General features: G+C 35.4%; 16 protein-coding genes. 3 read left to right on the top strand and 13 right to left on the bottom strand.

What is annotated here, in order from left to right:
- Positions 1 to 382: 382 nt before the first annotated feature.
- Positions 383 to 1258, bottom strand: coding sequence for a nucleotidyltransferase-like protein (locus Q0977_RS07755; RefSeq protein WP_299512266.1), 876 nt, complete (start codon positions 1256 to 1258; stop codon positions 383 to 385).
- Positions 1259 to 1390: 132 nt separating this feature from the next.
- Between Q0977_RS07755 and Q0977_RS07760 the strand changes: the two genes are divergently transcribed.
- Positions 1391 to 1774 carry a YgzB family protein gene (locus tag Q0977_RS07760; RefSeq protein WP_299512268.1) on the top strand — a complete coding sequence of 128 codons (384 nt, stop codon included), beginning with the start codon at positions 1391 to 1393 and terminating at the stop codon, positions 1772 to 1774.
- 120 nt (positions 1775 to 1894) lie between these two features.
- Here the strand turns inward: Q0977_RS07760 and perR are convergent, their stop codons facing one another.
- The 3 genes from perR to bcp all read right to left on the bottom strand — a co-directional run bounded on the left by perR (position 1895) and on the right by bcp (position 4009).
- Positions 1895 to 2341: a peroxide-responsive transcriptional repressor PerR gene (gene perR / locus Q0977_RS07765; protein ID WP_199670647.1), complete on the bottom strand. Its 447-nt coding sequence runs from the start codon at positions 2339 to 2341 to the stop codon at positions 1895 to 1897.
- 246 nt (positions 2342 to 2587) lie between these two features.
- Positions 2588 to 3532, bottom strand: a complete 945-nt coding sequence (locus Q0977_RS07770) for a D-2-hydroxyacid dehydrogenase (protein ID WP_299512506.1) — start codon at positions 3530 to 3532, stop codon at positions 2588 to 2590.
- A 3-nt stretch (positions 3533 to 3535) separates the two neighbouring features.
- Entirely contained in the window at positions 3536 to 4009 is a 474-nt protein-coding gene (gene bcp, locus Q0977_RS07775; RefSeq protein WP_119414495.1) for a thioredoxin-dependent thiol peroxidase, read from the bottom strand.
- A 156-nt stretch (positions 4010 to 4165) separates the two neighbouring features.
- Between bcp and Q0977_RS07780 the strand changes: the two genes are divergently transcribed.
- Complete coding sequence (locus Q0977_RS07780; RefSeq protein ID WP_119414494.1) at positions 4166 to 5260, top strand: aromatic acid exporter family protein; 1095 nt, start codon at positions 4166 to 4168, stop codon at positions 5258 to 5260.
- Between the two features lie 55 nt (positions 5261 to 5315).
- On the opposite strand, the gene nikC is transcribed toward Q0977_RS07780, so the two are convergent.
- From nikC to mutY, 9 genes are all read right to left on the bottom strand, one after another.
- Entirely contained in the window at positions 5316 to 6212 is an 897-nt protein-coding gene (nikC, locus tag Q0977_RS07785) for a nickel transporter permease (protein WP_119414493.1), read from the bottom strand.
- Between the two features lie 15 nt (positions 6213 to 6227).
- A complete protein-coding gene (locus Q0977_RS07790; protein WP_299512282.1) occupies positions 6228 to 7232 on the bottom strand; it encodes an ABC transporter permease in 1005 nt (334 codons plus the stop codon).
- A gap of 82 nt (positions 7233 to 7314) precedes the next feature.
- Positions 7315 to 8928, bottom strand: a complete 1614-nt coding sequence (locus Q0977_RS07795) for an ABC transporter substrate-binding protein (RefSeq protein ID WP_299512285.1) — start codon at positions 8926 to 8928, stop codon at positions 7315 to 7317.
- A 25-nt stretch (positions 8929 to 8953) separates the two neighbouring features.
- Positions 8954 to 9943: an ABC transporter ATP-binding protein gene (locus Q0977_RS07800; RefSeq protein WP_119414490.1), complete on the bottom strand. Its 990-nt coding sequence runs from the start codon at positions 9941 to 9943 to the stop codon at positions 8954 to 8956.
- Positions 9915 to 10937 carry an ABC transporter ATP-binding protein gene (locus Q0977_RS07805; RefSeq protein WP_119414489.1) on the bottom strand — a complete coding sequence of 341 codons (1023 nt, stop codon included), beginning with the start codon at positions 10935 to 10937 and terminating at the stop codon, positions 9915 to 9917. Before Q0977_RS07805 ends, Q0977_RS07800 begins: the two co-directional genes overlap by 29 nt.
- Positions 10938 to 11114: 177 nt before the next feature.
- The gene (locus Q0977_RS07810; protein WP_119414488.1) at positions 11115 to 12860 is read right to left on the bottom strand and encodes an ABC transporter ATP-binding protein; all 1746 of its coding nucleotides are present in this window, start codon (positions 12858 to 12860) and stop codon (positions 11115 to 11117) included.
- A gap of 160 nt (positions 12861 to 13020) precedes the next feature.
- Complete coding sequence (locus Q0977_RS07815; RefSeq protein WP_119414487.1) at positions 13021 to 13575, bottom strand: DUF402 domain-containing protein; 555 nt, start codon at positions 13573 to 13575, stop codon at positions 13021 to 13023.
- A 125-nt stretch (positions 13576 to 13700) separates the two neighbouring features.
- Positions 13701 to 13925 carry a gamma-type small acid-soluble spore protein gene (locus Q0977_RS07820; RefSeq protein ID WP_233548008.1) on the bottom strand — a complete coding sequence of 75 codons (225 nt, stop codon included), beginning with the start codon at positions 13923 to 13925 and terminating at the stop codon, positions 13701 to 13703.
- A 61-nt stretch (positions 13926 to 13986) separates the two neighbouring features.
- Complete coding sequence (mutY, locus tag Q0977_RS07825) at positions 13987 to 15051, bottom strand: A/G-specific adenine glycosylase (RefSeq protein ID WP_124217752.1); 1065 nt, start codon at positions 15049 to 15051, stop codon at positions 13987 to 13989.
- Positions 15052 to 15173: 122 nt separating this feature from the next.
- Between mutY and Q0977_RS07830 the strand changes: the two genes are divergently transcribed.
- A complete protein-coding gene (locus Q0977_RS07830) occupies positions 15174 to 16148 on the top strand; it encodes a metal-dependent hydrolase (protein ID WP_119414485.1) in 975 nt (324 codons plus the stop codon).
- The last annotated feature ends 24 nt before the right edge of the window (positions 16149 to 16172 follow it).

The following is a 16172-nucleotide window of genomic DNA, read 5'->3' on the forward strand; positions in this document are numbered from 1 at the left end:
TAGGCACGCCGCCAGCGTTCGTCCTGAGCCAGGATCAAACTCTCCATAAAAGTAAAGTTTGAAAGCTCATTAGCTTCGCTAGCGTATCATCATATGATGATATCTATTTTGTTTTTGTTAAAAAAACAAAGTTTATTGATTAACATCTTGCTTGTTCAGTTTTCAAGGTTCATATCTTGTCGTTATCTTAACGACTTTTATATCTTATCATCTAACTTATTCATTGTCAATAACTTTTTTAAAAAAGTTTTTTAATGACTAAGTTGTGATTTAATTAGCATGTCTTAACGACATTTAATATAATACAATAATTACTTCGGTAATGTCAACACTTTTTTAAAACTTTTTTATTTCATATAAAAATATTGTATTTACTATACATCTAAATAGTTGTTTGTTCAATCTTATAATATCTGTGGAAAATTCGGTTACCTTTCGTTTCAACTTTTTCTACAAAGATATACCCTTTACTAATTAAAAATTCTACAAACACTTCTAAATCAACAGAGTAATTCTTTAGTTCCTCTTGTTCATGTAATTCTTGAATTGTCCAGTATTCCTTTTTAGACATTACACTGATGATATGTCGAGCCCCATCAGCAGTGCGGGAATGGATTAAGAATTCACTAGCCAGGAACAAAAGCTCTAATCTCTTTTCAATAGATTCTTCACTTGTGATTAGTTCTTCATATAATTTATAAATTTCCGGATCAATCTGTTTTACTTGTGACCATACTGTTACTTCAGGATATAACCCTTTATCTAAAATCGCTAATCGTGCCAAATGATGCAAAGATTCAACCACATGATTGTATGCATCTAAGAAATTAGTCTCTTCAAAACAAACTTTTCCTTCTAAATAATGACGAATCAGTTTTGCAAATTCAATACCCATCTTTATGTTTCTTCCATAGAAAGGAAAGTCCTTCAAGTTTTGTTTCAAGTCACTAATATATTCATTTCTATCAAATACGATTTTACCAAATAAAATCCAATCGATTAGTTTTTTATTAGTTCCAACTAATAGCCACTTATGTAATTGTTTTTCTGTAATAATGTGCATCGCTGCTTTTTTATTTTCGTACGTATAATGTTTTGTATATACCGGTACTTTATTTTCTTTTGTAACAATTAAAAGAACGGTATCGAATGTATCAGTAATCGGACTAACGTCTTCTCTTTTCTCTACTATAATAATTCCTAATGTGTTAGGTTGACTTGCACGCTCTTGATATATTGGACGAAGTAGTTGTTCCATAATAATCCTCCTAGAATAAAATCTTTCTATAAATAACCTTTCGACAGTGGATTTTAGATTCCTCTTAGAAGTTTTAATTCATATTGCCTTACTTTACCGTTTTTAGTATGCTTTAGGTTGGGAGGCTTACAAATGAAATCTAATAAGAAACCTTATAAAAGTAAAATCAATAAAATTCGTACATTTGCTTTATCATTAATCTTTATCGGCTTTATCGTCATGTATGGCGCTATTATATTTAGAGACCATAAATGGGTGGCGATGATTTTCATAGCTATAGGCATGCTTTGTATTATTGCTAGTACAGTAGTTTACGCTTGGATTGGATTATTATCAACACAAGCTATTATGGTTGAATGTCCAAATTGTCATAAACATACTAAGATGCTAGGCCGTGTAGATATGTGTATGTTTTGTAACGAGCCTTTAACACTGGACAAGTCTTTAGAAGGAAAAGAATTCAACCAAGATTATAACAATAAAACAAAACAACATAAAAAAGATAGTAAAGAATAGCGAAGAACCTCGTTTCTACTTGAGACGAGGTTTTTCAATACCAAAATTGTTCAACACTTCACACAGAAAAAAAGCTATACAACAGCTAACCACTGCGTATAGCTTACTAAATGCTAATTATCATTCTTCTGTTTTAGCTTCTTTCTCAGCGCACTCTGGACATGTACCATATACTTCCAAACGGTGAGAATTGACCTTAAAACCAGTCACATGAGCCGCAAGATGTTCAACCTCATCAAGACCAGGATAATGAAAGTCTACAATTTTCCCACAGGACTCACAAATTATATGATAATGTTTGCTTGTAACGAAATCGAAACGACTAGCATTATCACCATACGTCAATTCGCGTACAAGACCTGATTCTCGGAAAACACGTAAATTGTTATATACAGTAGCAACACTCATATTAGGAAATCTATGTTCTAATGCTTTATATATATCATCAGCAGTCGGATGTGACATTGATTCGATTAAGTACTCAAGAATCGCATGACGTTGCGGAGTGATCCTTACGCCAGTTGTCTTTAGCGTGTCGAGAGCGTTTTTCAATTGCATTTCAGACATCGCCATGCACCTCACTTCATAAGTATTATTTATTTGTAATCGTTATAATTAGTTTACTTAATAAGTGGTGTAAATGTCAACATTTCTACCTATTGCTACCGTATTTTGTTTGTTTATAGGCATATATAATTTAAATTTGCAAAAAAAGAGCAGACGAAATCCACTATGTAAAAGCATCCGTTTTCTCAACAAAATTCTCAATTAGTGAGTTGGAAATGATAGTTATTCAATTATTATATTTCTTTTTTAATAACCTTTATAAGGGTCAATTATATTTTCTAATTGTTTATCTCCATTTAGCCATTTCCTTAGATTAGGTTTAAAGATTTCGAAACTGCGTTCAAGGTAACGGGAAGAATGACTCGAAACATGTGGCGATACCGTAATATTATCCATGTTCCAAAACGGATGATTTTGAGGCAATGGCTCTTCTTCAAATACATCACATATAGCAAAAGCAATCTCTTTCTGTAATAGCGCCTCTTTTAAAATATTCGTCTCGACTAAATCACCGCGTCCGAAATTCATGAAGATAGCACTATCTTTCATCGCTTTAAAGTGTTCAGCTTTTAACAAATGATGTGTTTCTTGAGTGCTAGGTAATATTGAGATTATAATATCTACGGTTGGTAACACCTTGAGCAAGTCGTCAAATGTTGTCATCTTATCCATGTAGTCAGCTTTTTTACCTGAGCGATTGCAGCCGATTGTTTTCACACCAAAACATTGTAATAATCGCCCAATTTCTCCCCCAATAGCTCCAGGCCCTAAGATTAGAGCCGTAGAATCTCGCAATTCTTTCGATTTAGACTTACGATTCCATTCAGCTTTTCTTTCTTTTTCGTAAATCCATGGTAAAGACCTTTTGTTCGCAAGTAAATGTGCCATCACAGATTCCGCCATAGGTACTTTATGAATTCCTCGCACATTTGAAACAGTAATATTTCGCTCTGCTATTTTTTGTAAAGGCATTTTTTCAAGGCCTGCTGAAACTACCATAATCCATTGTAAATTATCAGCAATTTCAATATGTTCTTCTGTTAAGTCTTCACCGTAAGTCACAAGAATATCAGCAATTTTTAAATACTTTTCTTCTACCTTATTTTCGAATATAAACTCCTGGTCCGGAAAATCTCGTAACAAATCATCTTTTAAATCTGGTCGTGGATCAAAAGTAAAGTATATCATCAGCTTCTATTCCCCTTTGTTACGAAGATAATTTAATACTTCTTCAATATGATTTTTAACACGTACTTTACGCCATTCTTTTTCCACAATGCCATCTTTGTTGATCAAAAATGTTGAGCGTTCAATCCCCATATATTCGCGACCATACATTTTTTTTAATTTCCACACACCATATGCTTCAGCCACTTTATGATCTGTGTCTACAAGTAAAGAAAATGGTAACCCGTGTTTTTCGATAAATTTTACATGCTTACTTTCATCATCCGGGCTTACCCCTAAAATTACTGCATCTAAATTTGAAAAATCATTATGAGCATCACGAAAATCACATGCTTCCGTCGTACAACCAGGCGTCATATCTTTCGGATAAAAGTAGAGTACTACAGATTTCTCCCCTTTATAATCAGATAAAGATACCACCTCTCCTTTTTCATTTTGTAACGAAAACATAGGTGCTTGTAATCCTTCCAACATTGACATGTTATCTCCTCCACTTCATATACTTTCTAATATTGTAACAATTTCTTTGGCACTTTGTAGAATATTTGACTACAATTAAGTAATACAATCCGATGAAACACATTCTCACATTTGTTTTACATAAAAATTAAGAAAGTGAGGTTACTCATTTCCCATATGAAATTAGGTGCCCGAATATTAAAAACAGGAGTTGCCATTGTATTAGCTTTGTTTGTAGCAAAAGCCTTACATTGTCCATCTCCCATATTTGCAGGAATCGCTGCTATTTTCGCAATGCAGCCTTCTCTTTATCGCTCTTACAGAACAATTATTGAACAAATACAAGGGAATATTATCGGTGCCATTGTAGCTGTTGCATTCGGCTCCATATTTGGTCATGAATTTGTAGCTGTTGGATTAGCTGCTATTGTAACACTCGCTATTATGATCAAATTCAAACTGGAAGATAGTATTTCTCTAGCTCTTGTTACTATGATTGTTATTATGGAAGTTCAAGGCGAACAATTCATGATATTTGGTCTTATTCGTTTTGCTACAGTAATGATTGGAGTGTTAGCAGCTTTTGTTGTCAACCTCTTATTCTTACCACCAAAATATGAAACGAGATTATTTGCTTCCATCAATATACTACAAGATGATATCATTCGTTGGATTCGTCTAGCTGTACGCCAAGCTTCCGAGCATACTTCTACAAAACAGTCATTGCGATCTTTGAAAGCGCGCTATGAACGTATCAAAACATTAAATAAGTTATATAAAGAAGAACGTGTATACTTTGGAAAAAAGAAATATATCAAAGCACGTAAGTTAGTCATCTATCGACAAATGATTTTAACAACGAAGAAAAGCATAGAGGTTCTAAATCGTCTACATTTACATGAAAATGAAATGGCCAATTTGCCAGAACGTTTCCGAATAATGATACAAGAACGTTTAGATTATCTATTAACATATCATGAACAATTATTTTTAAAATATACCGGCAAACTGAAACACGAACATACAACTTGGGTAGGAAAGGAAGAGTATCTACAACGTAATGAGGTTATGGACATCTTCGCAAAGCATATTGTATTAGCCCATGAAGATGAAAAGGAAGAGGAATTTTCAAGCTATCATCTGCTGCATATTCTTTCTCGTATTTTAGATTATGAAGAAAACCTTGAACATTTAGATACTCTTATTATGTGCTACCAAAACCATCATTCTCATGAAATACTTAAAGTAGATATAGAAGATCGAGTTTTATAAGATCATATAAAAAAACTGCAATTATCTTTAGTTTAAAAGATAATTGCAGTTTTTATTAGTTCTTCATCTTTGGATCAAGTGCATCACGTAACCCATCTCCCATAAGGTTAAAACCTAGTACAGTTAGCATAATCGCTAAACCTGGGAAGATCATCGTCCAAGGTGCATTGACTAAGTATACTCTTGCATCAGATAACATTTTTCCCCATTCTGGTTGTGGTGCTTGTGCGCCTAAACCTAAAAAGCCAAGTGCTGCGGCCTCAATAATGGCTGTAGCAATCGCCAGTGTCCCTTGTACAATTACTGGGGTCATTGAATTCGGCAAAATATGAGCAAATAATAATCGAAAATCACTCATTCCTATTGCCTTTGCGGCTATAATATATTCTTCTTGTTTAATACTTAATACTTTTGACCTGATAAGCCGACCAAAGTTTGGAATGTTAATAATTGCAATAGCTATAAGGGCATTCGTTAGTGAAGGACCTAAAACTGAAACAATCGCAATCGCTAGTAAAATACTAGGAAACGCTAGTAAAATATCAAATATACGTGAAATAATCGCATCGATAAAACGCCCATAATAACCTGCAATAATTCCTAAAGCACTCCCAATTACAACTGAGCCAATTACCGAAAGAAAACCAACCATTAAAGAAAGCCTTGCTCCATGAACAATTCGTGAAAAGATATCTCGTCCAAAGTCATCTGTCCCAAACCAATGATCTGTGGATGGTGCTTTCAATCGTTCACTTAACTGTTGCTCATTAATACCTTGAGGTGCGATTAGTGGACCAAATAAAGCTAAAATAATGAAGAAGGCCACAATAATTGCACCAACTAGCGCAATTTTATTTTTCTTAAAACTACGCCATGCTTCTTTCCATGGACCAGATGATTTTTCTTGCTGTGCTTCGACATTTGAGGGTAAGTTTGGCGCCATTTGAGACATATTGGACTCCTCCTTTTAGTTATACTTAATCCTTGGATCAATAATACTGTACAAAATATCTACTAATAAATTAATCATGATGAACATAAAAGCAACCACTAATATACCAGACTGTATAACTGGATAGTCACGGAAACCAATTGCATCATAGATATATCGTCCAATACCTGGCCAACTAAAAATAGTTTCTGTCAAAATAGCTCCCCCAAGTAACATACCCATTTGTAGACCGATTACTGTTAATACTGGAATGATTGCATTTTTTAAAGCATGCTTGTACACAACCCAAAACATTTTTTGACCTTTTGCACGTGCTGTACGTACATAATCAGAACGCATTACTTCAAGCATACTCGAACGAGTCATACGAGCGATAATAGCCATCGGTATCGTTGCTAAAGCAATCGCTGGCAATATTAAATGTTGTATAACGACAACCAATTGATCAAAGCGTCCTTGGATAATGGTGTCAATAATATATAAATAAGTGATTGGATTGACTGGATTTCGTGCATCGTCACGACCGGATGTCGGCAGCATGTCCAATTGAATACCGAATATCCATTGTTCCATTAAACCTAACCAGAAAATTGGCATCGATACACCTATTAAAGCGATGATCATTGCAGCATAGTCAAACCACGAATTTTGAAACCAAGCAGAAATGATTCCTGCGTTGACACCAATAATAACTGCTAAAATGATGGCACATAGCGATAACTCCAATGTTGCTCCTAAATATGGCCAAAGCTCACTTGCTACCGGCACTTTTGTACGCATGGAGTCCCCTAAATCACCTGTTAATAAATCACCTAAATAGTGAAAATACTGAATATACCAAGGATTATCTAATCCCAAACTTGCTCGTAATGCTGCGACAGCTTCTTTCGTTGCCTGTTGTCCTAATATAACTTGCGCTGGATCTCCCGGAATCGCACGAATTATCAAAAATACGATAAATGTCATTCCGAGCAAAACTGGAATCAGCTGTAAAAGCCTTCTACCGATATAGTGAAGCATACTTTCACTCCTCCTCCTTTCACTTAAAAAACTCGCCTTCTACCAAAAAAGTAAAAGGCGATTTCATTCCATTTATTTTAAATTATTTAAAATCTATTTTTGACAAGATATCAGAACCAGTTGGATGCGGTTTGAAGTCTACGATATCTGCTTTACCTGCTAACAATGGTGTAGAGTGAGCAAGTGGGACCCATGGTGCCTCTTCTGCCAAAATAACTTGTGCTTTTTTGTATAATTCGTTACGTTTTGCTTCATCTGTTTCTGTTTGTGCTTCTAATAGTAATTTATGAGTTTCTTTGTTTTTGAAGAACGTATAATTATTACTTCCGATATTACTTTCATCTAGTAAAGTGTATAAGAAGTTATCAGCATCCCCGTTATCACCTGTCCAGCCAAGTAAGAATGCATCTGCTTCCCCTTTAGCTGCTTTATCAAGATAAGTTGCCCATTCATAAGAAACAATTTTCGATTTTATCCCTACATCTTCTAAGTTCTTTTGAATTGCTTCTGCCACTTTTTGTCCATCTGGCATATACGGACGTGGTACCGGCATTGCCCAAAGTTCGATTTGTTTACCGTCATAGCCTGCTTCTTTTAATAGAGCTTTCGCTTTTTCAGGATTATAATCGTAGCCCTTTACATCATCGTTATATCCTTCAATAACTGGAGGCATTGGGTTTTTCGCAATTTCCGCTTTTCCTTCGAAGAATGCATCGATAATTGCTTGTTTATCGATAGCATAATTTACTGCTTGTCGAACCTTTACATTATCAAATGGCGGACGAGTAACAGTTAAACCTAGGTAGCCAACATTCATAGATGGGCGCTCAAAAATTTGTAATTGTGAATTGCTTTGAATTGAAGCTGCATCTGATGGATTGATGCCATCAGCTAGGTCAATTCCGCCAGAATTTAACTCATTTAATCGCGCTGAGTTATCTGGAATTGAACGGAAAATGACTTTATCTAGTTTTGGAAGTCCTTCTTTCCAATAATCCTTGTTTTTCTCAATTGTTACAGAGTCATTACGTTTCCAGGATACGAATTTGAATGGTCCTGTACCCACTGGATTATCCCCAAATTTATCCCCTTCTTTTTCAAATGCAGTTGGACTCGCAATACCAAACGGGCTCATAGCTAAGTTTTTCAAGAATGGTGCTTGGGCACGATTTAAAGTGATTACTACTTTATAATCTCCATCTGCTTTTACCTCTTTAATCACCGCTTCTTTGTCACCTTTGAAACCACCGAACATAGATGCAAAATAAGGGAATTTATCGGCATCTCCACTCATCCAGCGTTCAAAATTTTTCACAACAGCTTCTGCATTGAAGTCAGTGCCATCATGGAATTTTACCCCTTCTTGAAGTTCAAACGTATAAGTTAAACCATCTTCAGAGGATTCCCATTTTGTCGCAAGACTTGGTTGTAATTTTGTATCCTGTTCACCAAAGTTAATCAATGTTTCAAACACATTTTGCGTTACTTTAAATGATTCACCATCTGTCACGGCACTTGGATCCAGTGATACAGAGTCTGACCCACGACCGAACACGAGAATTTTTTCTTTTTTGCTACCTCCAGAATTTGTGTTGCTTGCTTCATCATCTTTTTTATCAGATGAACAAGCAGCTAGAATAGTGGATAGTACTAAAACTAATAGCAAACCTAAAGACAATAACCTCTTTTTCTTCATTCAATAACCCCCATGTTTGAATAATTTATATATCATTGTTGAACCGTTCATCGTAAAGATGACAGGCAACAGAATGACCTTTCTCCACTTCCACTAACCCCGGCACTTCGGATGTACAGGCATCCATTTTGAATGGACAACGCGTATGGAAAGTACAACCCCTTGGTGGGTTAGAGGGGCTAGGAATATCCCCAGTTAGTAAAATTTGTTCTCTTTTAAAATCCGGATCTGGTACAGGCACTGCAGAAAGTAACCCTTTCGAATAAGGATGTAACGGCTGATTATATAGTTGTTCACTTTCTGCTAGTTCTACCATCTTCCCTAGATACATTACTCCTACGCGATCACTAATATGTCGCACCACTCCTAAATCATGTGCGATAAAGATATACGTAAGCTTTAAATCTTGCTGTAAATCTTGCATTAAATTTAGAACTTGCGCTTGAATAGATACATCTAAAGCTGATACGGGCTCATCGGCAATAATCAGTTTTGGATTCGTCATAAGGGCACGAGCTATTCCAACACGTTGTCTTTGTCCTCCACTAAATTGATGAGGATAACGTTTTGCATGATAACTAGATAGGCCTACTATTTCTAATAACTCATTTACTCGTCTTTTTCTTTCTTTTGAATCCCCCAGCCCATGAACAATCAAAGGCTCCTCTAAAATTTTTCCAATAGAATGTCGGGGGTTTAAAGAAGCATAAGGATCTTGAAAGACCATTTGAATTTCTCGTCTAGCCTTACGCATTTCTGCATTTGATAATTTGGCTAAATCCTTACCTTCAAATTCAATCGATCCTTCTGTTGGATCTAGTAATCTCATAATCATTCTGCCAGTAGTTGATTTCCCACAACCTGACTCTCCTACTATTCCTAACGTTTCTCCCTCGTTCACATAGAAGGAAACATCGTCTACTGCTTTAATACTTCCTTGTTCTCTTCCAAGGATTCCTTTTCGGATAGGAAAATATTTTTTTAAATTATTTACTTTCAATAGCGGTTCTGTCATCCAAAGACGCCTCCTTTCCTTCCTTCAAGAAGCATCTTGTTTTATGTTGTTCGGCTGTTTGGTATAAATTAGGATTTTCTTGTTGGCAACGATCAAATGCATATTCACAGCGTGCAGCAAAACGGCATCCCTGTTTAACAGTTCCAGGCTTCGGTACATTTCCCGAAATTGAAAAGAGACGTTGTTTTTTAAATCGCATATCCGGGACAGAGTGGATAAGTCCTTTTGTATATGGATGTTCAGGATTTTTGAAAATAAGTTCAACAGGTCCCTCTTCTACAATTTGTCCATTGTACATAACAATCACTCGTTCACATGTCTCCGCAACTACGCCCAAATCATGAGTGATAAGCATGACAGCTGTATTTAGTCTCACATTTAAATCCTTCATCAGTTGCAAAATTTGCGCTTGAATCGTTACATCTAGTGCAGTCGTTGGCTCATCTGCGATTAAAATTTTCGGATCGCATACGAGCGCCATTGCAATCATGACTCGTTGACGCATACCTCCCGACAATTGGTGAGGATATTCTTTTAATAATTCCTCAGCTCTTGGAAGACCGACTAATTTCATCATTTCAACTGCACGTGCAGAAGCTTTTTTCTTTGACCAACTTTTATGATGAATTAATATCGCCTCTGTTAACTGATTACCAATGGTAAATAGAGGATTCAATGATGTCATAGGCTCTTGAAAAATCATGGCGATTTCTTGTCCTCTAATTTTGCGCATCTCTTTTTGTGATAACTTTGTTAGGTCTTTACCATCTAGTAGAATCTCCCCGCTTGTAATTTTTCCTGGAGGCGATGGGACAAGCCCCATAATAGATAGAGATGTTACACTTTTCCCACATCCAGACTCGCCTACAATACCTAGAATCTCTCCTTCTTTAAGGGAAAAGCTAATATGATCAACAGCTGGTATGGCTCCATCATCTGTAAAAAACGTTGTTTCAAGTTCCCTAACTTGCAAAAGTTCTTTTCGAGAATTCACGTTTTCCCTCCTTCAAAGGCAAATATTCTATTAAAATCACTTTTTATCATTCTATTATTATTCAACTATATATTGCAACATTTTTCTACAATGTAATAAATTGTATGTATTAATCGTAAAATTAAAGGCTTCTCTAAAAGAGAAGCCTTTTGAATGTTGTAATATATGATATTTAATTTAATCTAACTTTTGCACTTGAAATAAGTTATGATAAATACCGTTTTGACTCATCAACGAATCATGGGTACCTTGCTCTTTCAGTTCACCATGGTCAATGACGAAGATTTGATCTGCATGTGTAATCGTTGAAAGGCGATGAGCGACAATTATAGTTGTACGATTATGTGCCAGATGATCTAATGATTCTTGGATCAAAGCCTCGCTTTCTAAATCGAGTGCTGATGTTGCTTCATCTAAAATAAGGATTGGCGGATTCTTAAGAAATACTCGTGCAATGGCAACACGTTGTTTTTGTCCTCCAGAAAGTTTCACACCACGTTCCCCAACTTTTGTATCATATCCTTCTGGTAATGACATGATGAAGTCATGTGCATTTGCAGCTTTTGCAGCCTCTATAATTTCTTCATCTGTTGCATTTGGGTTTCCCATTAATATATTAGATTTGACCGAATCACTAAATAAAATATTATCTTGTAAGACAATTCCAACTTGCGAGCGTATAGATTCCACTGTTGAATGACGTACATCTACATCATCAATTTTTACGGCTCCTTTAATAACATCATAAAATCGAGGTATTAAACTAATAATTGTAGATTTTCCCCCGCCGCTCATTCCAACGAGTGCAACTGTTTGACCAGGAGAGACATGAAGATTAATATTCTTCAATACATCTCTTCCATTTTCTCCATAGTTGAACGTTACATTTTCAAAATCTATTTTCCCCTTCACATGTTGTAATGGTTTTGCATCTTTTGCATCTTCAATATCGTATTTTTCATCAAATAATTCAAACATGCGATCCATTGAAGCTACGGATTGCGTTAAAGTAGTGGATGAGTTTACAAGTCGTCGAAGTGGATTATATAAACTATCAATATAAGCAACAAATGCTGCCATTGTTCCGACGGATAGATGACCATGTATAACTTGATACCCTGCATATCCTACTACAATAAGTGGTGCAATACCTGTAATTGTATTGACAACCGCAAAAGTTTTGGCATTCCAACGTGTTTGGTTTATTGCTTTATCCAAAAATTCACCATTGGTTTCACCAAATATTTTTTGTTCGTGTTTTTCAAGTGTAAAACTTTTGATAATACTCATACCTTGTACACGTTCATGTAAATAACTTTGAACTCCGGCTAAAGCTTTGGAACGTTCTCTCGTTAACATTCTTAATCGTCTAAAGAAATAACGTACGCTGATTGCATAAAACGGAAATGCAATCAGTGAAACGAGTGTTAGCTTCACATCAAGCTTTAGCATAATTCCAATAGCTATTAATATAGTACACAAGTCAATCCAAACATTCATGAGTCCCGTCATGACAAACTCTTTAGTTTGTTCTACATCATTAATCGTACGAGAAATAATATCTCCTACACGATTGTTTGAATAGTATTTCAACCCTAGTTTTTGTATATGTGCGTATAACTTCTGGCGAATATCAAATAGGATTGTATTACTTACTTTTTGGGCTATATATTGGCGGTAATATTCAACTGGTGGTCTAATAACAAAGAAAAGAATTGCTGTGCCACCGAGCCATAGTAGTAATTCTTTTGTTTTTTCATCGTTACTTAAATCTTTTGCACCTATAATGTCATCGATTACAATCTTAATCAATACAGGTGTGAAGAGAGGAATCGCAAATTTAATAACACCTATTATAAAGGTTATGAAAATTTGAAATCGATAAGGTCTAACAAAGCGCAGATACCGTTTCATACTCCCCATTTTTGTCACTGTCCTTTCAAATGGAGTTCTATATTAGGATGGATTCAATTTCAAAAATAATTATAATACAAATAAAAAAGTTGCCCTATAATTCGACTGGGCAACTCCACTACAATCTTTGATTTATAAAGGATTACATTCTTGTCAAATATTTTATTTCTTACAATTCTTCGCTATTTTCATGTAATTGTCGTTGGAATTCATAACGGCTTGTCCATGCTTCTATAAAATCAGGGGCAAAAGGTCCTCTTCTTTGTTGAATCCAACTTATTAGTTTATCAACATTGGATTTTAAAATATGGTCAATAACTGGTGGATAGCCCATTGCTTTTTTATGTTGCTCATATTCATCTTCGTCAAGTAGCGTGTAAGACATATCCGGAAAAACTTTAACATCTAAATCATAGTCAATATATTTCACTGCATTATGATCGAATACAAAAGGCGAACTCATATTACAGTAGTAATATACTCCATCTTCTCTTAACATACAAATGATATTAAACCAATGTTCTGCATGGAAATAACAAATAGAAGGTTCTCTCGTAATCCAGGTACGTCCATCTGATTCAATAACTAATGTCCGTTCGTTCGCACCGATGATGATATTCTTTGTAGCTTTTAATACCATTGTTTCTTGCCAAACTCGGTGGATATTACCATTGTGCTTATAGCTATGTATTTGTATGATTTCTCCCTCTGACGGTATTGCCATTATAAGCCCACCTTTTTAACAAACACTCCCTTATGAGCGCTCTTTTGTAACATTATAACAATCCTAGCGGAAAACTTGTAGCAAAAAATTGGTGAAGGTATAATTCCTTCACCAATTTTCTGAAATTATGATTGCTGGCTTGAACCAAAGGTATTACCAGAAGCTTGTTGTTTTTTAGCCTCGGCTTGTTGATTTGCCTTTTTAACTGCTTGCACGTCAGTTTCAGCACCAAACTCCTCTGTGTTTTGTTGACCAAAACGACCAGAAGCTTGTTGCTTGTTAGACTCGGCTTGTTGGTTTAATTGTTTTACTTTTTGCACATCTGTTTTGCCAGAAAATTTCTTTTGCATCTTAATCACCTCCATGCATTATAACTTGTGCATAGAGGCGTTTTTTATACTTATATCATGTTCATAGGTTTAGGTTAAATTTTTGCCAAATCTTTTGCATTGGAACTGGCATCGGTAATTCCTTCATCTCTTCTATTGAAAACCAATTGCTATTGTCAGGAGCATCACCAATTTGTTGTGCACTAATAACATAACTATCCATATGCCACACAAGATGGGAGAAAACATGTTTGAAAGACATTAATTGATCGCGATTGATCAGTTCTAGTTTATAAATATCTGCTAGTTTTGCTTCATTTGTATGTTCCTCTATGTCTGTTTGTTCGAGCATAGGAAATTGCCACATATTCGCTAGTAATCCTTTTTCAGGTCTCTTTTCTAATAAAAATTGATCTTTTTCATTTTGGACTACAAATACATCATAATGGAGATTTTTTGTTTTTACTTTTTTAGTTTTAACAGGGAGTTCCTCAGGATTTCCTTCATTAAATGCAGTACAGTATTCTCTTACAGGGCAAAGTAAACATTTTGGTGATGTTGGCGTACAAACTAGAGCACCTAATTCCATTAAACCTTGATTAAATTGTGATGGATGTTCGGTATCGATTAACTCCATAACTGCTTGTTCAAAAGTCTTTTTTGTTTTTGGTATTGCAATATCTTCATCTATTAAAAGAACTCGACTTAATACTCTCATAACATTTCCATCGACTGCATGTTCAGCTTTATTATAGGCAATACTTAATACTGCACCAGCAGTATAAGGACCGACTCCTTTAAGTTTTGAAATTTCGGGGCGATTATCAGGAACTTTTCCTCCATAAGTTTCTACAACTTCACGGACTCCGTCCTGTAAATTACGTGCCCTAGAATAATATCCTAAACCTTCCCATTGTTTTAACAGCTTTTCCTCTGGGGCTTTTGCTAGTGCTTCAGGTGTAGGAAACTCCTGCATAAAACGGTTATAGTATGGGATTACAGTGTCAACTCTTGTTTGTTGAAGCATTACTTCTGAAACCCAAATTTTATAAGGATCTTTTGTTTTTCTCCATGGTAAATCTCTTTTTTCTTGTTCAAACCACTCGACTAATGCTTGTTGAAATTGTTTTTTATATTGATAATACACGTTATTCTCCTAGTAATTTCGTTTTTATTTCACATAAATAATGGGTATTATAGTGTAAACTATTTACAACGATACTAATTCTCACTTTTACCTCTCTCCCACAATAGAAGGAGTTGATCATCTTGGATTCAGGTACACATCTAGTTATGGGAATTGCTTTAGGCGGACTGGCATTGGTTGACCCAGTAGTTGCTAACCATTCATCAACAACTACGGCCGTCATTACTGGCATGATTGTTGGCTCACAAGCTCCCGATGTTGATACAATTTTAAAATTACGTAGCAATGCTATCTATATTCGTCACCATAGAGGTATTACCCATTCAATACCAGCCGTCATTTTATGGCCTATATTGATAACATTAGTTCTTTCTATTATATTCCCTGGGGCGAATCTTTTACATCTTTGGTTATGGACTTTTTTTGCTGTCTTTTTACATGTTTTTGTAGATATTTTCAATGCCTATGGGACGCAAGCATTAAGACCATTTTCAAACCAATGGGTAGCGCTGGGATGGATTAATACATTTGATCCGATTATTTTTTCATTGCATGTTATTGCTTTAATGTTTTGGGCATTTGGTGCAAACCCTGTTCCGACAATGTTTACATTGTACGGAATCATAGTTGTCTATTATATTGTTCGGTATTTTCTTCAAAAATCTGTGAAGCATGCAGTTCGTAATACAATACCTGACGCAGAACTCATTATTTTGTCGCCAACATCTCATTTTTTCCAATATCGAGTGGCCGCAAACTCTTCTACACATCATTATGTTGGTCGGGCATACGGACGTTCCATTACCATTTATGATAAGTTTTTAATCGAACCTTTGCCAGATTCTCCAGAAATTAAAGCAGTTATGGAAGATCCAAATTTTAAAACGTTTGTCTCCTTTTCACCGTTATATAGATGGGAAATCTCAGAAATTGAGGATGATTTAATCGAGGTAAGACTTATTGATTTGAGATATCGTAGTAATAATCGATACCCATTTGTGGCTATCGCTCACCTTACACAAGATTATGAAATCATGAAATCCTTTACCGGCTGGATTTTCAGCGAAGACAAACTACAAAAAAAATTAGTTGTATAAACCTAAATGCTGAATGCGCTTGTT

Origin of the sequence: uncultured Rummeliibacillus sp. (genome assembly GCF_934216135.1) — a bacterium.
Classification (GTDB): Bacteria; Bacillota; Bacilli; order Bacillales_A; family Planococcaceae; genus Rummeliibacillus.